Origin of the sequence: Streptomyces sp. NPDC021356 (assembly GCF_040641015.1) — a bacterium.
Classification (GTDB): domain Bacteria; phylum Actinomycetota; class Actinomycetes; order Streptomycetales; family Streptomycetaceae; genus Streptomyces.
Genome location: NZ_JBFACU010000012.1, coordinates 36947 through 61638, shown reverse-complemented (window position 1 = coordinate 61638; position 24692 = coordinate 36947). Strand labels below are relative to the sequence as shown.

The window sequence follows — 24692 nt, the reverse complement described above, 5'->3', positions numbered from 1 at the left end:
CCGGTTATGCCGCGTGAGCTTTCACGCGTCGCCGTACGCCTCGCCGCCGAGCTCGAACCCGGCGTTCCCGGCGGTGGCGTCCGCGAGCCATGCCCGGAAGGCGTCCACGTCGGCGTGCGGCAGGCCGATCTCCAGGGTGACGGCCTCGCCGTAGCGCACGCCCCGCACGTCCCGCCCGGTCGCCCTCAGGTCGTTCTGCACCTTGCCCGCCCGCTGGTGGTCGACGGTCACCGTGGCCAGCCGGAAGCGGCGGCGCGTCAGGGTGCCGAGGGCGTCCAGCGCCTCGCCGACGGCTCCGCCGTACGCCCTGATGAGACCGCCCGCCCCGAGCTTGACACCTCCGTAGTAGCGGGTGACCACCGCGACGACGTACCTCATGTCGCGGCGCAGCAGCATCTGGAGCATCGGGGCGCCCGCGGTGCCGCCGGGCTCGCCGTCGTCGCCGGCCTTCTGGATTCCGGCGTCGGCGCCGATGACGTAGGCCCAGCAGTTGTGCGTGGCGTCGGCGTGCTCCTTGCGGACCGCTGCGATGAACTCCTGCGCCTCCCGCTCGCCGGCGGCCGGGGCGAGGGCGCACAGGAAGCGGGAGCGGTTGATCTCGATCTCGTGCACGCCCGCGCGGGCCACTGTGCGGTACTCGTCCTGCATCCGGCCAGCCTATGCGTACCGCTCGGGAACCCGGCCGCCGGCGCCGACGGGCTGCGGCCGGGGCCCACGTCGGGGGCTCCGGCCGGGGCCTCCAGGCCCGCGGTGGCGCGTCCCGCCGGCCGCGGCCGGCGGGCGGACGCCCAGGGTCCGCGACGCCCCCGGGCGATCACACGGTGCGTCCCACGTCCCGCGTGAGGTCCAGGCCGAGGAGGCGGTCCGCGTAGGCGTACGTCTCGAAGCGGGCGCCGTCGGTGAGGTCGGGCCGGGTCTCGACCCCTTCCAGCACGCGGAGCGCCCCGGGTACGTCCAGGTCGTCCTCCCAGGCGGCGCGCAGCCGGGCGCGCACGTCGCCGGGGATCGGCCGCGAGGGCCGCTCCGCCCAGCCGGCGACCGCGCGGCGCCAGCGTGCGAGGGTCCGGCGCGCCTCGTCCAGCGCGTCCGCGTCGAGCTGCACGCGCCGGGTGCGGGGGTGGCCGAGCAGGGCCAGCCGCCAGGCGGCCGGGTCACGGTCGAGGCCGGGGGTCACGGGGAGCGTCGTGTCCACGGGTGCGACGGCCATCCGTACGCCGCCGCCCGCCTCGTCACCCGCCCCGCCGCCCTCGGGGCCCACGCGCACGACCTGCGCCTCGCCCAGCGCCGCGCCGAGGCCCCTGCTGTCCTCGAAGGGACGGATGCCCAGGGCCGCGGCGCCCGCCCGCAGCTCCGCCTGCTCACGGTCGCCGGTCAGCAGGGCCCACACCGGGGTGCCGCCCAGTTCGAGCGCGCGGACGAGCAGGTCGGCGACCACGAGCACGCGCAGGCCGAAGGCGTCGAAGCCGGACACGTGCGCCTCGATGCGGGTCAGGCCACGACGGGCCGGGGCGGCCTCCACGGGTTCGCCGGTTCGGGCGTCGATGATGCGCAGCACGGCCCGAGCGTAGGCCGCCCGAGGGCCGCGCGCAGGCAAGTGGCGCACATTACGGACGGTGTGGCGGGAACCCAGCGGGCCGATGGCGGGCGGAACGCGGTGGGAATCCGCCGCCGGTGCCCGGTGTTGCCGCGTCGGTGGTCCTTTTCCAGGCGTGATTCCCAGGCCTGATTTCCAGGCGTGGATCCCGGACGTGAGGAGAACAGCGGTGTACGGCGATGCGGCGACGGTGCGGAAGATCCTGACCGGACTCGGTGACACCTGGGCCGTCGTGGGCCTGTCGAACAACAGCGGCCGTGCGGCGTACGGCGTCGCCGAGGTGCTGCGGCGGTTCGGCAAGCGTGTCGTCCCCGTCCACCCCGAGGCGGAGACCGTGCACGGGGAGCAGGGTTACGCCTCCCTCGCGGAGATCCCCTTCGACGTGGACGTCGTGGACGTGTTCGTCAACAGCCGGCTGGCCGGTCAGGTGGCCGACGAGGCGGTCGCCAAGGGTGCGCGGGCGGTGTGGTTCCAGCTCGGCGTCGTCGACGAGGCGGCCTACGGGCGGGCCAGGGCGGCGGGTCTCGAGATGGTCATGGACCGGTGCCCGGCGATCGAGATCCCCCGCCTGTGACAGGCGGGTTGGGCCTGTCGCCCGCAGCGGGCCCCACCTGGCCGCCCGCCGTCCGCGCCTGACAGAGCACCGTCATAATGCCCGGGTGACGCAGATCTCCCCCCACCCCAGTACCTCCTCCCCCACCCGCCGCCCCGTCGTCGTCCTCGGCGCCGGGCCCGCGGGGCTCACGATCGGCAACATCCTCCGGGCCGCCTCGGTGGACTGCCTGGTCCTGGAGACCGAGTCCCGGCAGTTCATAGAGCGGCGCCCACGGGCCGGCGTCCTGGAGGAGCGGGTCGTGCGCGGACTCGAGCGGCGCGGCCTGGCCACGCGACTGCTGGAGCGGGCGGAGCGCCACACCACGTGCGAGTTCCGCTTCGACGGGGCGAGCCACCGTCTCCCGTACTCCGAGCTGACGGGGCAGCACCATTTCGTCTACCCGCAGCCGTTGCTCGTGACCGACCTCGTGCGCGAGTACGCCGACGTCCGGGGCGGCGACATCCGCTTCGGGGTGCGGGACGTGACGCTGCACGACACCGGAACGGACCACCCGTCGGTCTCCTACCGCTGCCCCGAGACAGGTGAACGGCACCTGGTCCGCTGCGACTTCGTCGCCGGGTGCGACGGAGCGCGCGGGGTGAGCCGGGCAGCACTGTCTCCGGAACACGCCCGGATCGCGCGGCACGACTACGGCATCGGCTGGCTGGCGCTGCTCGCCGAGGCGCCGGCGTCCGCCGACAGCGTCCTGTTCGGCGTTCACCCCCTCGGGTTCGCCGGCCACATGCCCCGCAGCCCCGAGGTGACCCGCTACTACCTGCAGTGCCCGCCCGGCGACGACCCGGAGAACTGGCCGCACGAGCGGGTCTGGAAGGAGCTGCGGCTGCGGCTCGCGGCGGCGGACGCCCCGCCGCTCAAGGAGGGGCGGCTGGTCGAGAAGCGCGTGCTCGACATGCACGACTACGTGGTGGAGCCGATGGCGTCCGGCCGGCTGTTCCTGGCCGGGGACGCGGCGCACCTGACCGCGCCCATCGCGGCCAAGGGCATGAACCTCGCCCTGCACGACGCCTTCCTGCTGGGCGACGCGCTCGTCGACCGCCTGACGGCCGGCGACGAGCGCGCTCTGGCCGGTTACTCGGCGGCGAGCCTGCGGCGGGTGTGGGACTACCAGGAGTTCTCGCAGTGGCTCTCGGACGTCTACCACGGTGCCGCGTCCGGCGATCCCTACCGGGCGGGCACGACGCTGGCCCGGCTGCGCCGCCTGTTCACCTCGCCGGCCGCCGCGGCAGCCTTCGCCGAGCAGTACCTCGGCACGGCCGACCACCACTGAGCGGGGGCCGCGGCCGCGCGGGCCGGGGCTGAGCGGGGCAGGCGCTGAGGGCCGTCCCCGCTCAGTCGTGCGGCGGGCGGCCGTCGAGCCGGTGGTCCGCCACGTTCAGCGCCTCGCCGCCCAGGCGGCGCAGGTGGCCGTCGTGCAGGGAGTAGACCACCCGGCGGCCCTCCTCGCGCGTGCCGACGCCGTACCGCGGCTGACCGCCGCCCTGGTGCACGCCGACCCGGAGCCCGCCCCGGGCGAGAGCGATCCGCACCGGCTCCTCGCCCCACCACCTCACGGTCAGGGCCCATCACCTCACGGTCTGAGCCCACCACCTCACGGTCAGGGCCCACCACCTCGCGGTCAGAGCCCGTCACCGCACGTCCTGAGCCCGTCGGCACCGGTCGCCGCCGCGGACGTGACGTGCGCAGGGTCAGACGCCGAGCCCGTCCAGGACGACCGCCCCCGGCAGTTCCGCGAACGCCTTGCCCGGCATCAGGAGCTTGCCGCGCCTGCGGCCGCTGCCGACCAGGACGTACGGCAGGTCGACGACGGCCGAGTCGACCAGGACGGGCCAGTCCGCGGGCAGGCCGAGCGGGGTGATGCCGCCGTACTCCATGCCGGTCTCCCCGGTGGCGACCTCCATGGACGCGAACGACGCCTTGCGCGCGTCGAGTCGGCGGCGCACCACGCCGTTGACGTCGACGCGAGTGGTGGAGAGGACCACGCAGGCGGCAAGGCGTGACTCTCCGCCGCGCTTGCCCGAGACCACCACGCAGTTGGCCGACTGTTCGACGAGTTCGCGGCCGTAGTGCTCGACGAAGGTGGCGGTGTCGGCCCACTGCGGGTCGGTCTCGACGTAGAGGAACTGATCGGCGGGGACGCTGCCGCGCCAGTGGCGTACGGCGTCGGCCACGGGGCCGGTCAGTTCGCCGAGGCAGTCGGGAGCGGGGGTGGCCCGCTCGAAGTCTCCGATGGGTGCGCGCATGCCCGCACGGTAGCAAGAGCACGGGGCGGCCAAGCCGGGCGTCTCAGCGCACGGGCGGCACGGAGACCGCCATCACCATCTCCATGGGCGCGGTGCCGTGGTTGGCGTACGTGTGCGCCGTCTCGGCCTCGAACGACGCGCTCGCGCCCGCGGGCACGGGGTAGTCCGTCCCGTCCACCGTGAGGGTCAGCTCCCCGGCCGTGACGTGGACCAGTTCGACGGTGCCGACCGGATGCGGGTCGGACGCGCTGGACTCGCCGGGCATCAGCCGCCATTGCCACATCTCCAGCGGGCCCGGCGCCTCGGCGCCGGCGAGCAGGCGGTTGAAGCTGCCCGCGTCGGTGTGCCAGAGCCGGACCGTCTGGTCGGCGGGCACCACGCGGACCTTGGGGCCCTGTTCGTAGTCGAGCAGGGTGGTGATGCTGACGCCGAGGGCGTCGGCGATCTTCACGACGGTGCCCAGGCTGGGGTTGGTGCGGGCCTGCTCGATCTGGATGAGCATGCCCCGGCTGACTCCCGCGCGGGCGGCGAGCACGTCCAGGGTGAAGGCGCGCTCGCCGCGCCAGCGTTTGACGTTGCGCGCCAGGGACTGGGTCAGCAGTTCGAGGTCCGACACATTCCGTCCAATATTTTGAATGACAAAGTTTATTACATTGAACTACGGTGGGTTGCACCCGATCATTCACCGCACTGTACTGCGAGGCCGCCGTGACAGCACTCTTCGCCCTGGCCACCAGCCTCCTGTGGGGCCTGGCCGACTTCGGCGGCGGACTGCTCACGCGACGCAACCCGGCACTGACCGTCGTCGTGGTCTCCCAGACGATCGCCGCCGCGGTGCTGGCCGCGATCGTGTTCGCCACCGGCGCCTGGAGCGAGGCCGGTCCGCGTCTGTGGTTCGCGTTCGCCGCCGGTCTGGTCGGGCCGGTGGCGATGCTCTCCTTCTACAAGGCGCTCGCGCTCGGTCCCATGGGGGTGGTCTCCCCGCTCGCCACCCTGAGCGTGGCGGTCCCCATCGGGGTCGGCCTGGTCCTCGGCGAACGGCCGGGGCCGACGCAGATCGCGGGCATCGCGGTCGCCGTCACCGGTGTCGTGCTGGCCGGCGGCCCCCAGGCGAAGGGCGCCGCCGTGCAGCGGCGGACGATCTGGCTGACGCTCGTCGCGGCGCTCGGGTTCGGCACCGTGTTCGCGTTGATCGCCGAGGCCTCGACCACCGTCACCGGTCTGTTCCTCGCGCTGTTCGTGCAGCGCGTGACCAACGTGGTGACAGGGGGCGCCGCGCTGTACGCCTCCGCACGCCGCGGCGGTGACGTGCTGCCCGCGGCCGGCTTCCCCTGGGCGTCGCTTGCGGCGTTCGCCTTCGTCGGTCTCGCGGACGTGGCGGCCAACGGCACCTACGCGGTCGCCGCACAGCACGGCCCGGTCACCGTCGCCGCCGTGCTCGCCTCGCTCTACCCGGTGGTGACCGCGCTGGCCGCGCGCGGTTTCCTCAGTGAGCGGCTCCGGACCGTCCAGGCGGCGGGCGCGGGACTGGCGATGGTGGGCACACTGCTGCTGGCGACCGGCTGAGCGGGCACGGACGGCACCCGCCGGGCCGGCGGTCAGGCTTCGGCCTCCCGGTCCGCGCCGTCCTCGGCCGGCCCGGCCAGTGCCAGCAACTGCTCCGGAGTGATGCCGTCCGGAATGGGTACCGGAGCCGGTGTCCGCAGGGGCGGCTGCCATCCCCCGGCAGGCGTCCAGCGGCGTACGACCCGGGCGGGCGCCCCGGCCACGACCGCGTGGTCGGGCACCTCGCCGCGGACCACGGCACCGGCGGCGACCACCACGTTCCGGCCGATCCGGGCACCTGGCAGGACGACCGCGCCGGTGCCGATCCAGCACCCAGGGCCGATCTCCACCGGCTCCATCCGCGGCCACTGCTTGCCGATGGGCTGGTGCGGGTCGTCGTAGGAGTGGTTGGTGGAGGTGACGTAGACGTACGGACCGAAGTAGCAGTCGCTGCCGATGGTGACCGTGGTGTCGGCGATGACGTGGCTGCCGCGGCCGAGGACGACGCCGTCCCCGATGCGCAGGATCGGGTCCGGGCCCAGGTCGAGGTCGGGCATCAGACCGGCGGTCAGCGTGACCTGCTCGCCGATGATGCAGTGGGCGCCGAGGTGGATCCAGGGTTCGCCGAAGACCGTACCGAGCGGAAAGGCCAGTCTGGTACCTGTTCCCATCGTGCCGAAGCGCAACCGCCCGGGGTGCTCCGCCGTCACGGAACCCGTGCGCCGCACCCACGCCCACCCCGCGTGGACGGCGCGCTGCGCGAGGCGGCGCGACCATGTCGAGGTCCATGACGAGAACGTGTTCTTGCGCTTGGGCACCCGCTCACCGTACTCAGCCCGCACCGCCCCCATCCGGGCGGACACCTGTGATCTTCACCCCACCGGATGACGTACGGTGCCGTCGTACGAGGTCGCGAGGCGGCCGGGGACGGCAGGGGAAGGCGGGACGATGACGACACGGGAGGCACTGATCACGGGCATCGGCGGCCGGGAGCCGCAGGTGGACGGGGAGGCGTTCGTGGCGCCCACGGCGACGGTGGTCGGGGACGTGAGGCTGGGGGCGGGCGCGAGCGTCTGGTACGGCGCGGTGCTGCGCGGCGACGTGGAGGGGATCGCCGTCGGCGCACACAGCAATGTGCAGGACAACTGCACGCTGCACGCCGACCCCGGTTTCCCGGTGCGCGTCGGTGAGCGCGTCTCCATCGGCCACAACGCCGTGGTGCACGGCGCGACGGTCGAGGACGACTGCCTGGTCGGGATGGGTGCGACGGTGCTGAACGGGGCGGAGATCGGGGCGGGTTCGCTGGTGGCCGCGCAGGCCCTGGTGCCGCAGGGCATGCGGGTGCCGCCGGGGTCGCTGGTCGCGGGCGTGCCCGCGAAGGTCAGGCGGGAGCTGACCGAGGAGGAACGCCAGGGGATCACACTCAACGGCACGATGTACGCGGAGTTGGCGCGGGCGCACCGCGACGTCCACGCCCAGGAGGATCCGCCGGCCGAGGGCCGGTAGCGGACGGCCGAGGGGCGGTTGCGGACCCCCAGGGCCGGTGGCGGGCGGCCGGAGGGGTGGTTGCGGACCGCCCGGGGCCGGTAGCGGGGGGCCGACGGTGAGGGGTGCGAACCGGTCGGCGGGCCCCGGGTCGTGCGGCGACGGGGCTACTCGCCGGCCGCGACCGGTTCCGCCGCCTCGGTCTCCTGCTGGGCGGCCTGTGCCTTCTTCGCCTTGCGCTTGATCACCAGGAACGACGTGAGGCCGATCAGCACGGCGACCACCAGGCCGAGCCAGGAGAACTTCTTCAGCCAGGACTCGGCGACGACACCGACGTAGTAGATGACGGCCGTGGTGCCGCCCGCCCAGCAGATGCCGCCGAGGACGTTGGCGATCAGGAACTTCCAGTACGGCATGTGCAGCACGCCCGCGAGCGGGCCCGCGAAGATGCGCAGCAGGGCGACGAAACGGCCGAAGAACACGGCCCACATGCCCCACTTCTGGAAGGACCGTTCGGCCGTGGCGACATGGCCCTCGCTGAAGTGCTTGGGGAACTTGCCGCCGAGCCAGGCGAGCAGGGGTCTGCCGCCCTTGCGGCCGATGGCGTAGCCGATGGAGTCGCCGACGACCGCGCCCGCGGTGGCGCACGCGCCGAGCACGATGGGGTTGATGCCCGAGTTCTGGGAGGACAGCAGCGCGGCGGAGACCAGGACGATCTCACCGGGCAGCGGGATGCCCAGGCTCTCCAGACCGATGACGAGCGCCACCACCGCGTAGACGGCGGCCGAAGGCACCGTGTCGAGCCAATCCTGGACGTGCACCGCAGGTCCTCCCCGTTTCGCGTCCATGCGTTCCCGAAAGGCGGTGCGAAGACGCGCCCCCCGAGAAGCGTACCGGGTCGGCTCGCGGCACCGGCGCCCCGCGGATCTCAGGGCAGGCCGGAAACGGACGGTCCGCCGGCCCGGCCGGGCGCCGGCCAGGAGACGGGGCGGGGAGGGGGACGGACCGGTCGTCCGCCCGGCCGCGGGCCGTCGGCACGGTGGCGAGCAGCGCGAGAGCGCGAGCACGGTGAGACAGGCGAGCAGGAGGAGATAGGCGAGCACGGTGAGACAGGCGAGCGGGAGGAGATAGGCGAGCACGGTGAGACAGGCGAGCGGGAGGAGGAAGGCGAGCACCACGCCTACGGTCGGAGCGGTGCGGTGCCCGGGCCACGGCCCTGGGGGCCCGGCGGCCGTGGTGCGGTGGCGTCCGCCGCGGGCGGAGCGGCCCTGATGCGCGACGGACGGGGACCTCCGCCGGGGGGCGGTGGAGGGAAATCCCGGCCGAGGGACTGTGGACGGGGATCCCGGCCGGGGGGCGGGGTACGGAAATCCCGGCCGGGGGGCGGGGTACGGAAATCCCGGCCGGGGGGCGGGGTACGGGAATCCCGGCCGGGGGACGGGAGAAGAGGTTCCCGACGGGCGGGCGGTGGACCGGGGAACCCGGCCGGGCAGCGGCGGCCCGGCGTGGGCGGGAGGCGAGATAGCGCCGCGCTCCCCAGCCCAGCACCGCCTCGGCGAGCAGGGCGTCCAAGCCGACTTCCCGGGCCTCCCGGCGGCGGACCGCACCGCGTTCCTGCCGGACCGCGCCGGTCCGGCCGAGGTGCGCGCTCCGGCCGGCCGCCCGGGACGTGGATCAGCTGTTGGGACGCAGCGTCCAGACCACCGTCATCTCGGTCGTGACGGCGCCGTCCTCGCGCTGGATCTCGACGGTCACCGGGAACTCGGGGCGCTTGCCCGCGTCGAGTTCGGCGACGACCTCGGCGACGGGGCGGCCGAGGGTGGCGGTGGCCTTCACCGGGCCGAGGGCGATCTTCCTGAAGGCGATCCGGGCGTCCACCGGCAGCGGCACCGCCCTCGCGAGCTGGTCACCGAAGGCGGCGAGGACGATCGCGCCGCTCGCGGACTCGCCCAGGGTGAACATCGCCCCGGCGTGCGGGCCTCCGACGTGGTTGCGGTACTCCTCCTGGTCCGGCAGGGCGAGGACGGCTCGCTCCGGCGTGGTCTCCAGGTACTCCAGGTTGAGGGTGCGAACCATGGGCACCGTGGCGGCGAGCAGTTCACCGATGGACATCTGATCTGCGCTCATGCCCGAAGGTTACTCACGAGTAGCCCACTCTGACCAGAGCGCCCATCGGCCCGATGCCCCCGTTTTCTGCTACGTCCCTGACAAGGGGCGGTGACCGAATCGTGTCCCCGGAGCCCTAGGGTTACTGCCCATGTGGCCAGGACAGCAGCCGCCCGGGGGCGAGCAGAACCCGCAGGACCCGCAGAACAACCCGTACCAGCAGCCGGGGTACCAACAGCCGAATCCGTATCAGCAGCCCGGCTACCAGCAGCCCAGTCCGTATACCCAGCAGCCTCCGCAGCCGCCCCAACCGCAGCAGCAGCCGCAGTGGGGTGCTCCGGTGCCGCCCGGCATGGCGCAGCCGCCGGTCGGCGGCGGTGGCGGCGGTGGCGGTGGCGGTGGCGGGAACCGGACGAAGCTCGTCGCGATCATCGCGGCGGCGGCCGTGGTGGTGGCCGCCGGCGTGACCGGTTTCCTGGTCCTCGGCGGGAAGAAGGACGACAAGGCGGACGACGGCGCGAAGGATGCCGGCACGAGCCCGTCGGTGTCCGCGCCCGCGTCGACGTCGGCCTCCGCCGGGACCGGGCCCTCCGACTCCGCCCCGGACGACAATCCCCGCGGCAACGAGACCGAGAAGCCGCAGATCGCGGGCTGGAAGGTCGTCGTCAACCCCAAGTGGGGCGTCGCCTTCGACGTGCCCGCCGACTGGGAGGTCAAGTCGCCCGGCCTCGGCATCGGTTTCGAGGACCACAAGAGCGGCAAGCTGGTCGCGGTCATGTCCGGGGCCGCCCAGGACAAGTCGAAGTGGTGCACGTCCGACGACGACAAGGACGGGCGGACCGAGAACACGTCCCTGGCCTCGACGGGCGTCAAGGGGGCCGACGGCGCGAAGAACACCGACGAGGTGGCGGTGAACACCGTGCCCTGGTGGGTCTACGGCGGCTTCACCCAGCCCGACAAGAAGAGCATCACCTTCGACAAGAAGGCCCAGCCCTTCAAGACGACGTCGGGCATCCAGGGCAGCATCGCCTGGGCCCAGTCGACCAAGACGCCGATGAAGGGCAAGTGCGCGACCGACGGCAAGGCGCTCACCTTCGGCTTCAAGAACTCCGCGGGTGACTTCGTGTCCTGGAACTTCTACGGCGTCAAGGGCGTGCGCGACGAAGTTCCCAAGGCGACCGTGATGAAGATCCTCGGCACGGTGCGGCTGCACGGGACGCCCACCGGCGGGTGAGGCCGGCGGCGCCACGCGGCCGGGGCCGTTCCGGCGCTCCGGTCACTCGGTCACTCCGGTCACTCGGTCACTCCGGTCTCGGGTCACTCCGGGGGCTTCAAGTCAGCCGATGCCGAAGGACCCGCCCGGGGGCTCGGGCGAGGCCACGGCGTCCTCGTCCCGCACCGGACGCGCGGCACCCACGAACTCCCGCAGTCCGGCGTCGTGTTCCACCCGGGCGGGGAACGTGTCCGCGGCGGTGAGCCGGGTCAGGGCGGCCGTGTCGAGCGGGCGGTGCGCGGCGACCAGCACCACGTTGCCGAAGCGGCGTCCCCGCAGCACCCCCGGCTCGGCGATGAGCACCGTCTCCTCGAAGAGCGCGGCGAACGTGGCGAGTTGGGAACGCACGAAGGCGAAGGGCGCGGCGTCCGCGAGGTTGGCGAGATAGACGCCGTCGCGCCGCAGCACGCGCTCGGCCTCGCGGGCGTAGGCGAGCGTGGTGAGGTGCGCCGGAACCCGGGAGCCGCCGAAGACGTCGGCGACCAGTACGTCGGCCGAGCCGGCCGGGGCGGTTTCCAGCCAGGCGCGGGCGTCGGCCGCGTGCAGGGCGATGCCCGAGCCGTCGGGCACGGGAAGGTGTCCGAGGACCAGCTCCAGCAGGCCGCGGTCGGCCTCGACGACGTCCTGGCGCGAACCCGGCCGGGTCGCGGCCACGTACCTGGGCAGCGTGAGCGCACCGCCGCCCAGGTGCAGCACGTCCAGCGGACGGCCCTCTTCCGCCACCGTGTCCAGCACGTGCCCGAGGCGGCGCGCGTACTCGAACTCCAGGTGTGTGGGCGCGTCCAGGTCGACGTACGACTGCGGCGCCCCGTCCACGGTCAGCAGCCACGCGCGCGCCCGGTCGACGTCGGGCATCAGCTTGGCGGTCCCGTGATCGACGGTGCGGGTCACGGGTATGGGCTCGGTCACCCCACCATTGTGCCGGGGCGGCCACGAGGCCGGACAGGCGGCCAGGCGGGCAGGCGGCCAGGCGGACACGCGCAGGGCACCGCGCCCCGAAGGCGCCCGACGTCAACCGAAGCAACGAGAGGCCACCGGAGGCCACCGAAGGGACCCGAAGCACCAGGGGCGACCAGAGGCGACCGAAGGCAGACGCCGGTGCCGCGCCACCGGTACTCACCGGTGGCGCGGCACCCCGCGCCCGGGATCCCCGCTCACTCGACGGCGGTCACGGTCCCCGCCCCCACGGTCCGGCCGCCCTCGCGGATGGCGAAGCCGAGCCCCGGCTCCAGGGGGACCTCGCGTCCCAGCTCCACCGTCATGGTGACGGTGTCCCCGGGCCGCGCGAGCGCCGCCTCGCCGAGGTCGACGTCGCCGACCACGTCCGCGGTACGGATGTAGAACTGCGGCCGGTACCCCGTGGCCACCGGCGTCGTCCGGCCGCCCTCGCGGGCCGACAGCACGTACACCCGCGCCGTGAACCGCCGTCGGGGCGGCACGCTTCCGGGCGCCGCGACGACGTGCCCGCGACGGACCGCGTCGCGCGGCACCCCGCGCAGCAGCAGCGCCACGTTGTCCCCGGCCTGCGCCTCCTGCATGGGCTTGCCGAACGTCTCCAGGCCGGTGACCACCGTCTCCGTCTCCGCGCCCAGCACCTCGACCCGGTCGCCGACGCGGACCGTGCCCCGCTCCACGGCTCCGGTGACGACGGTGCCGCGGCCGGTGATGGTGAGCACGTTCTCCACCGGCAGCAGGAACGGCGCGTCCAGGTACCGCTCGGGGATCGGCACGTAGGTGTCCACCGCGTCGAGCAGCGCCTCGATGGACGCCGTCCACCGCGGGTCGCCCTCCAGCGCCTTCAGTCCGGAGACGCGCACGACCGGTACCGCGTCGCCGGGATAACCCTGCTGGGTGAGCAGGTCGCGGACCTCCAGCTCGACGAGGTCGCTCAGTTCCTCGTCGCCCGCGTCGGCCTTGTTGAGCGCGACGACGATGTGGTCGACGCCCACCTGCCGGGCGAGCAGCACGTGTTCGGCGGTCTGCGGCATGATCCCGTCGAGCGCGGAGACGACGAGGATCGCCCCGTCGAGCTGCGCGGCCCCGGTGACCATGTTCTTGACGTAGTCGGCGTGGCCGGGCATGTCGACGTGCGCGTAGTGCCGGGTGTCGGTCTCGTACTCGACGTGCGCGATGTTGATGGTGATGCCCCGGGCGGCCTCCTCCGGAGCCCGGTCGATGCGGTCGAAGGGCACGAACGTGCCGGTGCCGCGCTCGGCCAGGACCTTGGTGATGGCGGCGGTCAGGGTGGTCTTGCCGTGGTCGACGTGGCCCATCGTGCCGATGTTCAGATGCGGTTTGGTGCGTACGTACGCCGTCTTGGGCATGGCTGTACCTCGAAGCCTGGAGAGAAGTGACGCGGGACCCCCGAGAAGTGCCGACCCTCCCCCTGCGGGGTCCGCCGGACGATCCGGGGAGGGTCAGCTTCGGGCGCCGTCGACTGCGGCCACGAGGGTCCGGACGGCAGCCTCCGGAGCATCCGCGACTGCGGATGCTGCGAGGAGGAAGGCGTGCCGGAACATGAGGTCGATCATCGCCGAAGGGCGGCCGCGCGTCGAATGGTTTTCGGCGTACGGGGACGTCCGGACGTACAGCGGGAAACCCAGACGGTCCTGGGGCGTTCGGATGCCCGAACGGCGTTCAGCCCTTCAGGGGCCGATGTTTCGCAGCGCCTCCCGCACCGACAGCGGCGCGAACCTGCCCCGCTCCCGGGCCACGAAGTCGCGTACGGCCTCCGGGTCCGTCTTGGCGTACTCGCGCAGCGCCCATCCGATGGCCTTGCGGACGAAGAAGTCGGGGTGCCCGGCCTGGCGCACGCAGTAGGCGAACAGGCGCTCGCTGTCGGTGCGTTGCCTGTGGCGCAGCTGGTGGAGCAGGGCGGTGCGGGCGACCCACAGGTTCTCGTCGGAGATCCAGGCGTCCATGTCCGCCCGCAGCCGGGGATCGGCCGCGACCAGCGGACCGACGACGTGCGCGGCGAGCAGGTCCACGGTGTCCCACCAGGGAACGGTCGTGACGAGGTGCCGCGTCACGGGCAGGAACCCGAAGGAGCAGCGCCCCACGTGCCGGCGCAGGTAGTCGACGGCGAAGTAGTGGTACTCGCGCTCGGGCAGTTCCCAGCACCGCAGCGCGATCGCCGTGCAGTCGGCCTCCGTGGGCCGGGGTGTGCCCGCGAGGACCGTGCGGGACAGGACGCGGCGCACGGGCGCGGTCAGACCGAGGAAAGGGGCGACGTCCTTCATGTACGCCCGCAGGGCCGGAGCCCGCAGCGGGTCGGCCGCGGCGGCGTAGGCGGTGGTCAGCCGCTCCAGTACGGTGTCGGCGAGAGCGCTGTCCGGCACCACCGGGACCCTCGCTTCTGTGACACTCATGAGACGAACCATACGGCGATCAGACACACCTGTCGGTTAATGTCACCAGATGCTCGATGCCACCAACCGCTCTGGGGGCACCGCCACGGCCTCTCCCCGGGCCACCGCCACCGAGCCGGGCGTCGCCGTCCTCGCGGCGGCGCCGGCCACCCTGACCGCTTCCGCCCGGTGCGCGAGAGTGCTGCTGTCGCCCTGGTCCCGGCTGTCCCTGCTGCTCGTTCTGCTCGCGGCGGCCGGTGCGTGCGTGCTGCTGTTCCAGCCGCAGCGACTGCTGGCGCACGGCTTGCCGCCCCAGCTCGGCGGGTTCGCGGCGGTCCTGCTCTTCGCTGTGGCGTACGGCCTGTGCACGGTGGCGTTCGTGCCGCGGCCGTTGCTGAACCTCGCCGCGGGCGCGCTGTTCGGCTCGGGCCCCGGGCTGGCGGCCGCGCTCGCCGGTACGGTCCTGGGTGCCGGGGTCGCCTTCGGCCTGGGGCGCGTGCTGGGCCAGGACGCGCTCCGGCCGTTGCTGCGCGGCCGGTTGCTGAAGGCGGCTGACGGACAGCTGAGCCGGCACGGGTTCCGTTCGATGCTGGCCGCCCGGCTGTTCCCGGGCGTGCCGTTCTGGGCGGCCAACTACTGCGCCGCCGTCTCCCGGATGAGCTGGCCGGCGTTCCTGCTCGCCACGGCGCTCGGCTCGATCCCGAACACCGCCGCCTATGCGGTCGCCGGCGCCCGCGCCGCCACGCCGACCTCGCCGGCGTTCCTGATCGCGATGGCCTGTATCGCCGTCCCGGCGCTGGCGGGCGCGACGCTCGCCTGGCGCAAGCGCCATCATCTGCGCGCACGTTGAAGGCGCCCCGAGTCGTGAAGTGCGGGCTACCGGAGTGAAGCGGCGGCGCGTCACTCCTTCCTTCCGGCCGTTCCCGCCGTACTGGCCTCAGGCGTCTTCGAGTTGAAGGTCGCCCTGAAGGGCGGCCAGGTGGTGTGGGGGCCCGGCGTTGCCGGCGACAGACATCGGTCGCCTTCGCGTCCGGCTACGCGGTCCTCGCATGGTTCATGAAGTACGTCTCCACGAGAAGCTTCATGCCGTTCGCCTGGTACCGGATCGCGCTCGGTCTCGTCATCATCGGGCTGGTCACGGCCGGGGTGCTCAGCCCGCCCGCTGCGGAGTCGGCCGAGTGAGCGGTCGCCCCGGAGACGCCGGCCGGGCGCTCGGCAGCGCGCCGTCGGCGGCGGCGGCCGGGTGGGGTGAACGACGCGTGGGTGACCGACTCCATACGGTTCCTGTAGCCGTCCGGTAGCGCAGCGTCAGTGCTTGCCCCTACGCTTGGGGCCATGTCCCCCGATTTCATGGCCCTTGGTTCCGTGCGGTCCGCTGCCGAGCTGAACGAGCAGATCCGGGCGCTCTGGATGCGTGCGGGCGGGTCGCTGTCGGCCCAGGAACGCGCGGAGTACGAGCTGCTGGTGGTCGAGTGGGCCGCCGCCATCCGGGGCCGGGTGGTCGAGGCGGCCTGACACCGCGCCCGGCGGCGGGCGCGCCGGCGGTCAGCGTCCGCCGGAGACCCGCAGCACCGCTCCCGACGTGTAGGAGGCGTCCGGTGACATCAGCCAGGCGACGGCGGCGGCGATCTCCTCGGCCTGTCCCGGGCGGCGCAGCGGAATGGTGTCCGAGGCGCGACGCGCCCGGTCCGGGTCGCCCATCGCCGCGTGCATCTCGGTGTCGATCATGCCCGGTGCGACCGCGTTGACGCGGATGCCCTCCGGGCCCAGTTCCTTGGCCAGCCCCAGGGTCAGCGCGTCCACGGCGGCCTTCGTCGCCGCGTAGTGCACGTACTCGCCGGGGCTGCCGAGCGTGGCGGCGGCGGACGACACGTTCACGATCACGCCGTTTCCGCGCGGACCCATCAGCTGGGCCGCCCGGCGTGAACACAGCAGGGTGCCCAGCAGGTTGACGTCCACGACCCGACGCAGGTCGGCGGTGTCCGTATCGGCGAGGCGGCCCAGCGGCCCGGTCACCCCGGCGTTGTTCACCAGCCCCGTCACCGGTCCCAGCCGCTCCTCCGCCGCGGCGAAAAGCCGCTCGACGTCCGCCTCCACGGAGGTGTCCACGCGCACGGTGACACTGCGTGCCCCCGCCTCCAGCACCTCGTCCGCGACGGCTTCCGCGGCGCCGGTGTCACGGACGTAGCCGACCACCACGTCGTGGCCGTCGGCCGCCAGCCGCCGGCAGACCGCGGCACCGATGCCCCGGCTGCCTCCGGTGACGACCGTCACGAGACGCTTCATGCCGACCTCCGGTCTCCTCACCCGCGCCCGCCGTACCGCCGCCGGGCGGCGGCCTCACGTGATCATCCTAGGCCCGCAGCTGCGCAAGCACCTCGCCGGCCAGGGGGTAGGCCCGCTCGTCCGGCAGCAAGGCGGCGGCCCGCTCCAGCTCACCCGACCGGACCAACGCGTGCACCTCGGCCGCGAGCGGGGTGACGTCCTCCACACCGACGATCCACTCGTCCGCGTACCTCGCCGCCGCCTCCCCGGCCAGGCCGAGCTGGAGGGAGCGATATGGCAGCGGGGCCAGGCGCAGGTCGCGCTCCGGATCCCACTGCACGCGCGCGGGCGCCTGCCTGAGGCGGCTGCGCCACGCGGCATGGTCGCCGTGCACTTCCGGGACATAGTGCGAGAGGCAGGCCTGACGCAGCGCCCACTCGAAGCCGGCCCGGCTGATCCGGATCCCGAGGACGGTCTCCTGCCCCGGCTTGGTGCCCCAGCCGCAGCGGTACATCATCCAGAGGAACGACGGCTTGATCCAGGTCATCCGGTCGCGTTTCCAGGCGGCCGGAAATCGCCCGTCGCGGGCCGCGGGGCCGCCGATCTCCGGGGGGTAGGCCTGGTAGACGGTGATGGTGGTTTCGGTGTGGTGGGCGCGGATGCGGAAACGGGGCTCCGGATCGGCGTGCTGATCATTCACTCGACCAGACTCACCGACCGCCGCCCGCGCGGGCCACCGAATATGCGGAGCACGGCGGAGCCGCCCGCTGACCGTCCTGCCGGCCGGGCCTGCCGTCGCCCGGACGGGAGTTGTGGGGGCGCGCAGACTGGAAGGCGTTCGGGGATCGTCGGATAAGCGGAGCCGTCCGCGGGTAGGAGGGCGCCCTATGGAGACGTTCGGCCGCTGGCTCGGCTCGCCGTGGCGGCGTTCGGTGCTCGCCGTCCTCGCCGGTGCGCTGCCGATGCTCGCCTTCCCCGCACCGGCGCTGTGGTGGTTCGCCTACGGGGCGCTGGTTCCGTGGATCCTGCTGGCCCGCTGCGCACCGACCGGGCGGCGGGCCGCGTACGACGGATGGTGCGGCGGGGTGGGCTTCATGCTGGCCGTGCACCACTGGCTGCTGCCGAGCCTGCATGTGTTCACGGTGGTGCTGGCGGCGCTGCTGGGGGTGCTGTGGGTGCCCTGGGGGTGGCTGGTGCGGCGGTTCCTGGCCGGCCGGCCCTCGGCCGGGCGCGCCGCGGCTGCCCTCGTCGTGCTGCCGTCGGGCTGGCTGGCCGTGGAACTCGTCCGGTCCTGGCAGGGCCTGGGCGGCCCGTGGGGCATGCTGGGCGCCAGCCAGTGGCAGGTGGCGCCGGCCCTGCGGCTGGCCTCGGTCGGCGGTGTGTGGCTGCTGAGCTTCCTCGTGGTGGCCGTCAACGTGGCCGTCGCGGTCCTCGTGGCGGTGCGCGGGGTCCGAGTGTCCGCGGTGGCCGGTCTGGCCGCCACCGCCGCGGTGACCTCCGCGGCCTGGGCCTGGGCACCGCGCCCGGACGTCGACGGTCACGTCCGCATCGCCGTGGTCCAGCCGGGCATGGTCGACGGGACCGAGAGCGGACAGCGGCGGTTCGACCGCGAGGAACAGCTGACCCGCGGCCTGGCCGGGCACCGCGTGGACCTGGTGGTGTGGGGCGAGAGCAGCGTCGGCTTCGACCTGGCCCAGCGGCCGGACCTCGCGCGGCGGATCGCGGCCCTCTCCCGCGAGGTCGGCGCGGACGTCCTCGTCAACGTGGACGCCCGGCGCTCCGACCGGCCCGGTATCTACAAGAGTTCGGTACTGGTCGGCCCGGACGGCCCGACCGGCGACCGCTACGACAAGATGCGGCTGGTCCCGTTCGGCGAGTACGTCCCGGCGCGCTCGCTGCTGGGCTGGGCGACCTCCGTCGGCAAGGCCGCGGGCGAGGACCGCAGGCGGGGCGACGAGCAGGTCGTCATGGACGTCGGCCACGGCCTGCGCGTCGGTCCGCTGGTCTGCTTCGAGACCGCCTTCCCCGACATGAGCCGGCACCTGGCGCGCGACGGCGCCGGGGTGCTGCTCGCCCAGTCGTCGACCTCCACGTTCCAGCGCAGCTGGGCGCCCGCGCAGCACGCCTCGCTCGGCGCGCTGCGCGCCGCCGAGACGGGACGCCCCATGGTGCACGCCACGCTGACCGGCGTGTCCGCCGTCTACGGGCCGGGCGGGCAGCGCGTCGGCCCCTGGCTCGGCACGGACGCGAGCACGGCGCGGGTGTACGACGTACCGACCGCGCACGGCGTCACACCGTACGTCCGCTACGGCGACTGGCCGGTGCACGCGGCGCTGCTGGTGCTGGGCGCGCTGTGCGTGAGCGAGGGGGTGCGGGCGCTGCTCAGGCCGCGCCGGCGCGCTCCAGCACCGTCCGCAGCACGCGCTCGCACAGATCGTGGGTCTCCAGCGCGTCCCGGGCGCTGAGCGGCCGGCCCGCGCGTACGGCGTCGAGGAAGGACAGCACGGCCTGTTCGATGCCGCGCTGCCGGGCGACGGGCACCCAGTCGCCGCGCCGGCGCACGGTCGGCTGCCCCTTGTGGTCGATCGTCTCGGCGAGGTTGACCACCTGCCGCTTGGTGTCCTGCCCGGAGACCTCAAGGATCTCCTCGGCGGAGCCGCTGAGCCGGTTCATCACGCCGAGCGCGGTGAACCCGTCCCCGCCGAGTTGCAGCACGACGTGGTGCAGCAGTCCGTCGCGCATCCGGCCGTGCACGGTGACGTCGTCGACCGGGCCGGGCACCAGGAACCGCAGGGTGTCCACGACGTGGATGAAGTCGTCGAGGATCATCGTGCGGGGCTCCTCGGGCAGCCCCGCACGGTTCTTCTGGAGGAGGATCAGCTCGCGCGGGTGCTCGGCGCACTGCGCGTATCCGGGCGCGTAGCGCCGGTTGAAGCCGACCATCAGCGATACGCCGCGCTCCTCGGCGAGCCGCACCAGACGCGTGGAGTCGGCGAGTTCGTAGGCGAGCGGCTTGTCGACGTACGTGGGCACGCCGGCTTCCAGGAGCCGCGTGACGATCTCGGGGTGGGCGGCGGTGGGGGCGTGCACGAAGGCCGCGTCGAGGTTCTGGGCGAGCAGCGCGTCCAGGTCCGCGTGACGCTGCCCGGGCGGCAGGTGCAGGCTGTCGGCGACCCGCTGGAGCGTGGCGGGCGTCCGGGTCTGCAGGTGCAGGTCGATTCCGGGCTGTGCGCCGAGCACCGGCAGGTACGCCTTCTGCGCGATGTCGCCCAGTCCGATGCAGCCGACCTTCACGTGTTCTCCCTCATCGTCCGCCCGCGTCCGCGGTTCCTGCCCGCACGGCAGCATACGGGCGCTGCGGAGGCCGCCAGTCGGCGATCCCGTCGAAACCGCGCAGCAGCGCTCCCGGCACGGTCCGGGACAGCGCGGCGATCACGGTGTTCCGTACGGCGCATCCGGCCCCATCGCGCATCATGTTCACGCGGGCGACCCGGACCGCCCGGCGGGCGACGGCGGTGGTCCGGGGTAGCCGGGCGGCGGTGTACGCGGGGAGGTCTCCCGCGTGGTGGGCGAGGACGACGGCGTCCTCGACCGCCTGGTTGCCGCCCTGGCCGAGGGTCGGCGGCATGGCGTGCGCGGCGTCGCCGAGGAGGACGGTCCGCCCGCGGTGGTAGGAGGGCAGCGGGTCCGCGATGTGGTGGACGTCGTGGCGCAGGACGTCCTGCGGGCGGGCGGCGGCGAGCACCGCGGGGATCGGGTCGTGCCAGTGGCCGAAGCGGCGCAGGAGTTCGGCCCGTTCGTCGTCCGCGGCGCGCTGCCCGGCGGGCGTCACGGCGGCGGCGTACGCGTACACCCGGCCGTCCTTGAGCGGGTGCGTCCCCCACAGGCAGCCGCGGCCCCAGGTCTCGTGGGAGGCGAACGCGGCGCCCGGTAGCGGGATCACGAGGCGCCAGGTGGTGAAGCCGGAGTAGACGGGACCGGGGTGGTCCGGGAACAGCACCCGGCGGGCCGCGGAGTGGATGCCGTCGGCGGCCACCACGAGGTCGGCCTCCAGTTCGCCGTCGGGCGTGGCCACCCGGGCCGGGCGCCGTACGTCACCGGGGTCGGCGAGGTGGGCGGCGGCGCTCGTGCGGACGGCCCCGGGCGGAAGGAGCGCGGCCAGGGCCTCGGCCAGCGTGGCGCGGTGCAGCAGGACGAGGGGGCCGCCGAACCGCTCGGCCGCAACCGCCGCGTCGGTCCGGGCGAGCCAGCGGCCGGCCGGGGTGCGCAGCCCTCCGTCGCCCTGCCAGGCGGCGAGATCGCGGATCCGGTCGCCGATGCCGATGACGTCCAGGGCGCGCAGGGCGTTCGGGGAGAGCGAGACGGCCGCGCCGACGGGCTCGACGGAAGGGGCGCGTTCCAGCACGGTGACGCGGTGGCCGGACCGGTGCAGGGCCGCCGCCGCGGCGAGGCCTCCGATGCCGCCGCCGATGACCACGGCGGTCGTGGGCCGGGACGACCGGCTCTTGGCCCGGTTCCGGTAGCTGCTCTGCGGCCGGTCCTCGGACCTGTTCCAGGGCTGAGGCTCGGACTGTGGCTGTTGTTGTGACTGGGGCATGGCGCCTCCCGCACGACTGAGACTACATCTGTAGTGACTCGTGGACGAGTCTGACGATACTACGGATGTAGTGACGCACACTACGGGTGTAGTCGACCGGTAGGTTGATCCCCATGCCCGCACCCGCCGAACGCACCTCCCCCACTGCAGACACCTCTCCAGCCGAGCCCCCCTCCACCGCCTCCCCCACCGAGCGCGCTTCCCGCGCCGATCGCGTCGCCGACGCCGCCCTTGCCCTGCTCGCCGCACGCGGGATGCGGGGGCTGACACACCGGGCCGTCGACGAGGCGGCGGGGCTGCCGCAGGGTTCGACGTCGAACGTCGCCCGCACCCGCCAGGCCCTGCTGGAACTGGCCGTGCGGCGGCTGGCCGACCGGGAGGGGCGGGTCCTGGCCCTGCACGAGATGCCGGACCCGCGCACCGGCGGCCTCGACGCGCTGGTGGACGGGCTGGCGCTCGCCACCCACCGCGCGCTGACCGGCAACCGCGGACTGACCCTCGCCCGCTACGAACTGGCCCTGGAAGCGACCCGCCGCCCGGAGCTGCGCGCTCCTTTCGACGCGGCGGGCGCCCGCTTCCGCGACCAGCTCGGCGCCCTGGTGACCGCGATGGGATCCCCCGAGCCGCAGCGGCACGTCCTGTCCCTGGTCGCCTGGGCGGACGGGCTGATGTTCTCCTGCGTGGCCGGGACCTTCCACACCCGGATCCCGGAACTCGACGAGGTGCGGGCCGGGCTGCGGGAGCTGCTGGAGGGCATGCTCGGCGGCGGAAAACCCGTGGTGTGAGGTCCGCGCCTGAGCGACGATCGACGCATGACGACGACCGAGCGCCGCGAGCCCGCCCCCAACGCCGACGAACGCAGCATGCTGGAGGGCTGGTTGGACTACCACCGGCAGACGCTGGCGTGGAAGTGCGAGGGCCTGACCGACGAACAGCTGCGCACCGCGTCCGCCGCGCCGTCCGAGCTGACCCTGCTGGGGCTGGTGCGGCACATGGCGGAGGTGGAACGGTCCTGGTTCCGCAGGGTGCTGGCCGGCGAGGAGGCGGGGCCGCTCCACTACGACGAGCAGGACCCCGACGGCGACTTCCACGTCACCGACTCCGACACCTGGGCCGAGGCCCACGCCGCCTGGCAGGCGGAGATCGAGGCCGCACGACGCCTCGCCGCCGGCCTCGGCCTCGACGACCTGTCGAAGGGCCGGAGCAGGTTCACCGACGAGCCTTTCAACCTGCGGTGGATCTACACGCACATGATCGAGGAGTACGCCCGCCACAACGGCCACGCCGACCTGCTCCGCGAACGCCTCGACGGCGTGACCGGGGACTGACGGAGCCGGGCACGCGACGTCACCCGGCCGCACGGCACCCACTCCCTACGGGGCGCGAGATCACCCGTGCGGGGCATCCTCCGCCCGTCCGCGGGCCGCGCGCTGCGCGGACGCAGCAGAGTGGCGCGGGTGCATCGAACGACCACCGCCGCAACGCTCCTGATCACCGTGGCCGTCTCGGCGCTGACCGGCTGCGTCACGGTCCAGCGGTCGCCCTCCGGGCCGGGGGCGGCCTCCTCGGCGGTCCCCGCCCCGCGCGCCGAAGGCAGTGCCGGGCCGCGCGCCGTGCAGGCTCCCGCCCGGGAGGCCCTGGAGCGCGCCGGTTCCTCCGACTCACCCCGACCGGCCACCCGTACGCGCCCTGCGGCCGTCCCGGAACCGGCCGCGCACCCGCACGCCCCCGCCGCCCCTGGGCCGCCGGCGCGGCACCCGCACCCGGCCCCGCACTCCCCTGCCCGACCCGCACACCGGCCCGTGCCCGCACCGCCGCGTCCCCCCGCGTCGCACCGCACCGGAGCCCCCGCTCCGCACAGGCCGCCGGTACCGGCCGCCCCGGGCGTCTGCGCCCTCGGCAAGCAGTACGGCGGCTGGCGCCCGAACAGCCCCGAGGCGAGGATCTGCGGCCAGACCTACGGCCGTTGAGCACCGTTGCCACAGCCGTCGAGCACCGTCGCCACGGCCGTCGAGCACGTTGCTACGACCGCCGGCGGGGCGGTCCGCCCGGGTCCTCCCCGGGGTCGGGTCCGTCGTCGCCCAGCCGCAGTTCCAGCCGGTGGATCGCCGCGCGGACCCCGTCGCCGTAGCTGTCGTCGGCGAGGCCGCCTGCCGTGCCACGCGCGTGCCGGAGGTGGCTGCGGGCGGCTTCGGAGCGGCCGAGCTTCACGTAGTCGGCGGCCAGGTTCAGATGCAGGGACGGGTACAGGGCGCGGGCCGCCGGCGCGCCCTCGTGCCCGGCGAGCCGGTCGTCGGTGAGTTCCTCGGCGGCGGACAGCGCCCTGAGGTCCCAGGCCAGTTCGTCGCAGGGGTCGTCCTGGGTGTCCGCCATGTAGTGGGCCAGCGTGCAGCGGTGCAGGGGGTCGCCCTCCACGCCGATCTCGCGCCACAGGGCGAGGAACCGTACCCGGGCCTCCTCGCGGTCACCGGCGTGGTGCAGCATGACGCTCTGGCCGATCCGCGTGAGCACGGCGTCGCCCGCCGTCGGCTCCTGCCACTTAGTCACGGCGCCCTCCTGCCCTCTCCCCGACCCGACTCCCCCGACGCTAACCGCACCCAGCGGCAATCCGGCTCAGGCGGCCCGCGCGAGGCCCCACCTCTCACCCCGTGTCCGGACACGGACCACCGACACGACCACAGGCACGGGCACGGGCACGGGCACGGGCACTGCAAGGGGCCTCCGCCCCGCGCCCGCACCCCTCCCTGCCGGGCGCCGGGGCCCTGTCCGCTCAGCCCAGATCCGGAATCCGCCAGTCGATCGGCTCGTGCCCCTGCCGCGCCACCGCCTCGTCGATCTGGGTGAAGGGACGGGAGCCGAAGAACTTCTTCGCCGACAGGGGCGACGGGTGCGCCCCCTTGACCACCACGTGCCGCGTCTCGTCGATCAGCGGGAGCTTCTTCTGCGCGTAGTTGCCCCACAGCACGAAGACCGCCGGGTCGGGCCGGCCGGCCACCGCGCGGATCACCGCGTCGGTGAACCTCTCCCAGCCCCGCCCCTTGTGGGAGTTGGCCTCGCCGGAGCGGACCGTGAGCACCGCGTTCAGCAGCAGGACGCCCTGCTGGGCCCACGGCATCAGATAGCCGTTGTCGGGGATCGGGGTGCCCAGCTCCTGGTGCATCTCCTTGTAGATGTTGCGCAGCGACGGCGGGACCTTCACGCCGGGGCGCACCGAGAAGCACAGGCCGTGCCCCTGGCCCTCCCCGTGGTAGGGGTCCTGCCCGAGGACGAGCACCTTCACCCGGTCGTAGGGCGTGGCGTCCAGCGCGGCGAAGACCTCCTCGCGCGGCGGGTACACAGGACCCTTCGCCCGCTCTTCCTCGACGAACTCGGTCAGCTCCTTGAAGTAGGGCTGCTGCAGTTCGTCGCCCAGAACCCCGCGCCAGGACTCGGGCAGCATGGCGATGTCGGTCACGTCAACGTCCTCACGATGTGCGGTCACTTCCTGCCGACTGAACCTACAGGCGACCACTGACAGCGGCCCCGGGCCCCGGCCGGTGCCCCGCCTGCCGGCTGGCCTTGCGGGACAGTTCCGCTGACCCTCCGGTACCCCGGCGACCGCTACGGCTCCGCGACGGCCCCGGA

Annotated in this window: 27 protein-coding genes and 2 pseudogenes; 12 read left to right on the top strand and 17 right to left on the bottom strand. The window is 73.8% G+C overall.

The features are described from left to right. Positions 1-21 precede the first annotated feature (21 nt). Both AB0G56_RS18060 and AB0G56_RS18055 read right to left on the bottom strand, forming a co-directional pair. Positions 22-648, bottom strand: a complete 627-nt coding sequence (locus AB0G56_RS18060; RefSeq protein WP_360970190.1) for a YigZ family protein — start codon at positions 646-648, stop codon at positions 22-24. A 166-nt stretch (positions 649-814) separates the two neighbouring features. Further along, on the bottom strand, positions 815-1555 hold the full coding sequence (locus AB0G56_RS18055) for a hypothetical protein (RefSeq protein WP_360970188.1): 741 nt from the start codon (positions 1553-1555) through the stop codon (positions 815-817). A 208-nt stretch (positions 1556-1763) separates the two neighbouring features. Between AB0G56_RS18055 and AB0G56_RS18050 the strand changes: the two genes are divergently transcribed. Both AB0G56_RS18050 and AB0G56_RS18045 read left to right on the top strand, forming a co-directional pair. Then, positions 1764-2168, top strand: coding sequence for a CoA-binding protein (locus AB0G56_RS18050; RefSeq protein WP_360970186.1), 405 nt, complete (start codon positions 1764-1766; stop codon positions 2166-2168). Positions 2169-2253: 85 nt separating this feature from the next. Beyond that, positions 2254-3477, top strand: coding sequence for a 4-hydroxybenzoate 3-monooxygenase (locus AB0G56_RS18045; RefSeq protein ID WP_360970184.1), 1224 nt, complete (start codon positions 2254-2256; stop codon positions 3475-3477). A gap of 61 nt (positions 3478-3538) precedes the next feature. Here the strand turns inward: AB0G56_RS18045 and AB0G56_RS18040 are convergent. The 3 genes and pseudogenes from AB0G56_RS18040 to AB0G56_RS18030 all read right to left on the bottom strand — a co-directional run. After that, positions 3539-3664, bottom strand: a pseudogene (locus tag AB0G56_RS18040) (transcriptional regulator); the annotation flags it as partial. A gap of 231 nt (positions 3665-3895) precedes the next feature. Beyond that, positions 3896-4450, bottom strand: a complete 555-nt coding sequence (locus AB0G56_RS18035; RefSeq protein ID WP_360970183.1) for a YbaK/EbsC family protein — start codon at positions 4448-4450, stop codon at positions 3896-3898. Positions 4451-4493: 43 nt separating this feature from the next. Next, on the bottom strand, positions 4494-5066 hold the full coding sequence (locus AB0G56_RS18030; protein WP_360970181.1) for an XRE family transcriptional regulator: 573 nt from the start codon (positions 5064-5066) through the stop codon (positions 4494-4496). A gap of 92 nt (positions 5067-5158) precedes the next feature. On the opposite strand from AB0G56_RS18030, the gene AB0G56_RS18025 reads away from it, so the two are divergent. Continuing rightward, on the top strand, positions 5159-6016 hold the full coding sequence (locus AB0G56_RS18025) for a DMT family transporter (protein ID WP_360970179.1): 858 nt from the start codon (positions 5159-5161) through the stop codon (positions 6014-6016). 32 nt (positions 6017-6048) lie between these two features. On the opposite strand, the gene AB0G56_RS18020 is transcribed toward AB0G56_RS18025, so the two are convergent. Continuing rightward, on the bottom strand, positions 6049-6846 hold the full coding sequence (locus tag AB0G56_RS18020; RefSeq protein WP_360970528.1) for an acyltransferase: 798 nt from the start codon (positions 6844-6846) through the stop codon (positions 6049-6051). Between the two features lie 97 nt (positions 6847-6943). On the opposite strand from AB0G56_RS18020, the gene AB0G56_RS18015 reads away from it, so the two are divergent. After that, a complete protein-coding gene (locus AB0G56_RS18015; RefSeq protein ID WP_360970178.1) occupies positions 6944-7501 on the top strand; it encodes a gamma carbonic anhydrase family protein in 558 nt (185 codons plus the stop codon). A gap of 146 nt (positions 7502-7647) precedes the next feature. Here AB0G56_RS18015 and AB0G56_RS18010 read toward each other — a convergent pair whose 3' ends face one another. Together AB0G56_RS18010 and AB0G56_RS18005 are read right to left on the bottom strand one after the other, a co-directional pair. Continuing rightward, positions 7648-8301, bottom strand: coding sequence for a DedA family protein (locus AB0G56_RS18010; RefSeq protein ID WP_360970176.1), 654 nt, complete (start codon positions 8299-8301; stop codon positions 7648-7650). An 853-nt stretch (positions 8302-9154) separates the two neighbouring features. After that, positions 9155-9592 carry a DUF4442 domain-containing protein gene (locus AB0G56_RS18005; protein WP_360970526.1) on the bottom strand — a complete coding sequence of 146 codons (438 nt, stop codon included), beginning with the start codon at positions 9590-9592 and terminating at the stop codon, positions 9155-9157. Between the two features lie 145 nt (positions 9593-9737). Between AB0G56_RS18005 and AB0G56_RS18000 the strand changes: the two genes are divergently transcribed. Next, positions 9738-10820, top strand: a complete 1083-nt coding sequence (locus AB0G56_RS18000) for a hypothetical protein (protein ID WP_360970174.1) — start codon at positions 9738-9740, stop codon at positions 10818-10820. Positions 10821-10922: 102 nt separating this feature from the next. On the opposite strand, the gene AB0G56_RS17995 is transcribed toward AB0G56_RS18000, so the two are convergent. The 3 genes from AB0G56_RS17995 to AB0G56_RS17985 all read right to left on the bottom strand — a co-directional run bounded on the left by AB0G56_RS17995 (position 10923) and on the right by AB0G56_RS17985 (position 14227). Next, positions 10923-11768, bottom strand: a complete 846-nt coding sequence (locus tag AB0G56_RS17995; RefSeq protein ID WP_360970172.1) for a fused MFS/spermidine synthase — start codon at positions 11766-11768, stop codon at positions 10923-10925. A gap of 245 nt (positions 11769-12013) precedes the next feature. Beyond that, complete coding sequence (gene tuf, locus AB0G56_RS17990; protein ID WP_360970170.1) at positions 12014-13183, bottom strand: elongation factor Tu; 1170 nt, start codon at positions 13181-13183, stop codon at positions 12014-12016. A 321-nt stretch (positions 13184-13504) separates the two neighbouring features. Then, positions 13505-14227, bottom strand: coding sequence for a DNA alkylation repair protein (locus tag AB0G56_RS17985; protein ID WP_360970168.1), 723 nt, complete (start codon positions 14225-14227; stop codon positions 13505-13507). Between the two features lie 49 nt (positions 14228-14276). Between AB0G56_RS17985 and AB0G56_RS17980 the strand changes: the two genes are divergently transcribed. The 3 genes and pseudogenes from AB0G56_RS17980 (at position 14277) to AB0G56_RS17970 (ending at position 15721) form a co-directional block, all read left to right on the top strand. Next, positions 14277-15056, top strand: coding sequence for a VTT domain-containing protein (locus AB0G56_RS17980; protein ID WP_360970166.1), 780 nt, complete (start codon positions 14277-14279; stop codon positions 15054-15056). 24 nt (positions 15057-15080) lie between these two features. Then, a pseudogene (locus tag AB0G56_RS17975) lies at positions 15081-15388 on the top strand (undecaprenyl-diphosphate phosphatase); the annotation flags it as partial. Positions 15389-15541: 153 nt separating this feature from the next. Continuing rightward, positions 15542-15721 (top strand): hypothetical protein, encoded by a 180-nt coding sequence (locus AB0G56_RS17970; RefSeq protein ID WP_360970164.1) that lies wholly within the window; start codon positions 15542-15544, stop codon positions 15719-15721. 30 nt (positions 15722-15751) lie between these two features. Here the strand turns inward: AB0G56_RS17970 and AB0G56_RS17965 are convergent, their stop codons facing one another. Both AB0G56_RS17965 and AB0G56_RS17960 read right to left on the bottom strand, forming a co-directional pair. Further along, positions 15752-16492 (bottom strand): glucose 1-dehydrogenase, encoded by a 741-nt coding sequence (locus AB0G56_RS17965; RefSeq protein ID WP_360970162.1) that lies wholly within the window; start codon positions 16490-16492, stop codon positions 15752-15754. Positions 16493-16559: 67 nt separating this feature from the next. Then, positions 16560-17171: a DUF4291 domain-containing protein gene (locus AB0G56_RS17960; RefSeq protein WP_360970160.1), complete on the bottom strand. Its 612-nt coding sequence runs from the start codon at positions 17169-17171 to the stop codon at positions 16560-16562. Between the two features lie 187 nt (positions 17172-17358). On the opposite strand from AB0G56_RS17960, the gene lnt reads away from it, so the two are divergent. Next, positions 17359-18936: an apolipoprotein N-acyltransferase gene (lnt, locus tag AB0G56_RS17955; RefSeq protein WP_360970158.1), complete on the top strand. Its 1578-nt coding sequence runs from the start codon at positions 17359-17361 to the stop codon at positions 18934-18936. On the opposite strand, the gene AB0G56_RS17950 is transcribed toward lnt, so the two are convergent. Both AB0G56_RS17950 and AB0G56_RS17945 read right to left on the bottom strand, forming a co-directional pair. Continuing rightward, positions 18854-19765 (bottom strand): Gfo/Idh/MocA family oxidoreductase, encoded by a 912-nt coding sequence (locus AB0G56_RS17950; protein ID WP_360970156.1) that lies wholly within the window; start codon positions 19763-19765, stop codon positions 18854-18856. The genes lnt and AB0G56_RS17950 overlap by 83 nt on opposite strands. 10 nt (positions 19766-19775) lie before the next feature. After that, a complete protein-coding gene (locus AB0G56_RS17945) occupies positions 19776-21068 on the bottom strand; it encodes an FAD-dependent monooxygenase (protein WP_360970154.1) in 1293 nt (430 codons plus the stop codon). A gap of 113 nt (positions 21069-21181) precedes the next feature. Here AB0G56_RS17945 and AB0G56_RS17940 point away from each other — a divergent pair, with 113 nt between their 5' ends. The 3 genes from AB0G56_RS17940 to AB0G56_RS17930 all read left to right on the top strand — a co-directional run bounded on the left by AB0G56_RS17940 (position 21182) and on the right by AB0G56_RS17930 (position 23038). Continuing rightward, positions 21182-21853 carry a TetR/AcrR family transcriptional regulator gene (locus AB0G56_RS17940; protein WP_360970152.1) on the top strand — a complete coding sequence of 224 codons (672 nt, stop codon included), beginning with the start codon at positions 21182-21184 and terminating at the stop codon, positions 21851-21853. Positions 21854-21880: 27 nt separating this feature from the next. Continuing rightward, the gene (locus tag AB0G56_RS17935) at positions 21881-22396 is read left to right on the top strand and encodes a DinB family protein (RefSeq protein WP_360970151.1); all 516 of its coding nucleotides are present in this window, start codon (positions 21881-21883) and stop codon (positions 22394-22396) included. Between the two features lie 120 nt (positions 22397-22516). Continuing rightward, the gene (locus AB0G56_RS17930) at positions 22517-23038 is read left to right on the top strand and encodes a hypothetical protein (RefSeq protein ID WP_360970524.1); all 522 of its coding nucleotides are present in this window, start codon (positions 22517-22519) and stop codon (positions 23036-23038) included. 52 nt (positions 23039-23090) lie between these two features. On the opposite strand, the gene AB0G56_RS17925 is transcribed toward AB0G56_RS17930, so the two are convergent. After that, positions 23091-23615 (bottom strand): hypothetical protein, encoded by a 525-nt coding sequence (locus tag AB0G56_RS17925; RefSeq protein ID WP_360970149.1) that lies wholly within the window; start codon positions 23613-23615, stop codon positions 23091-23093. Between the two features lie 223 nt (positions 23616-23838). Further along, positions 23839-24522, bottom strand: a complete 684-nt coding sequence (gene ung / locus AB0G56_RS17920; RefSeq protein ID WP_360970147.1) for a uracil-DNA glycosylase — start codon at positions 24520-24522, stop codon at positions 23839-23841. Between the last annotated feature and the right edge of the window lie 170 nt (positions 24523-24692).

Coding starts and splice junctions, on each gene's coding strand:
- AB0G56_RS18060 (WP_360970190.1), bottom strand. CDS start 648: ATGCAGGACGAGTACCGCACAGTGGCCCGCGCGGGCGTGCACGAGATC.
- AB0G56_RS18035 (WP_360970183.1), bottom strand. CDS start 4,450: ATGCGCGCACCCATCGGAGACTTCGAGCGGGCCACCCCCGCTCCCGAC.
- AB0G56_RS18020 (WP_360970528.1), bottom strand. CDS start 6,846: ATGGGGGCGGTGCGGGCTGAGTACGGTGAGCGGGTGCCCAAGCGCAAG.
- AB0G56_RS18015 (WP_360970178.1), top strand. CDS start 6,944: ATGACGACACGGGAGGCACTGATCACGGGCATCGGCGGCCGGGAGCCG.
- AB0G56_RS18005 (WP_360970526.1), bottom strand. CDS start 9,592: ATGTCCATCGGTGAACTGCTCGCCGCCACGGTGCCCATGGTTCGCACC.
- AB0G56_RS18000 (WP_360970174.1), top strand. CDS start 9,738: ATGTGGCCAGGACAGCAGCCGCCCGGGGGCGAGCAGAACCCGCAGGAC.
- tuf (WP_360970170.1), bottom strand. CDS start 13,183: ATGCCCAAGACGGCGTACGTACGCACCAAACCGCATCTGAACATCGGC.
- AB0G56_RS17985 (WP_360970168.1), bottom strand. CDS start 14,227: ATGAGTGTCACAGAAGCGAGGGTCCCGGTGGTGCCGGACAGCGCTCTC.
- AB0G56_RS17980 (WP_360970166.1), top strand. CDS start 14,277: ATGCTCGATGCCACCAACCGCTCTGGGGGCACCGCCACGGCCTCTCCC.
- AB0G56_RS17970 (WP_360970164.1), top strand. CDS start 15,542: ATGTCCCCCGATTTCATGGCCCTTGGTTCCGTGCGGTCCGCTGCCGAG.
- AB0G56_RS17965 (WP_360970162.1), bottom strand. CDS start 16,492: ATGAAGCGTCTCGTGACGGTCGTCACCGGAGGCAGCCGGGGCATCGGT.
- lnt (WP_360970158.1), top strand. CDS start 17,359: ATGGAGACGTTCGGCCGCTGGCTCGGCTCGCCGTGGCGGCGTTCGGTG.
- AB0G56_RS17945 (WP_360970154.1), bottom strand. CDS start 21,068: ATGCCCCAGTCACAACAACAGCCACAGTCCGAGCCTCAGCCCTGGAAC.
- AB0G56_RS17940 (WP_360970152.1), top strand. CDS start 21,182: ATGCCCGCACCCGCCGAACGCACCTCCCCCACTGCAGACACCTCTCCA.
- AB0G56_RS17935 (WP_360970151.1), top strand. CDS start 21,881: ATGACGACGACCGAGCGCCGCGAGCCCGCCCCCAACGCCGACGAACGC.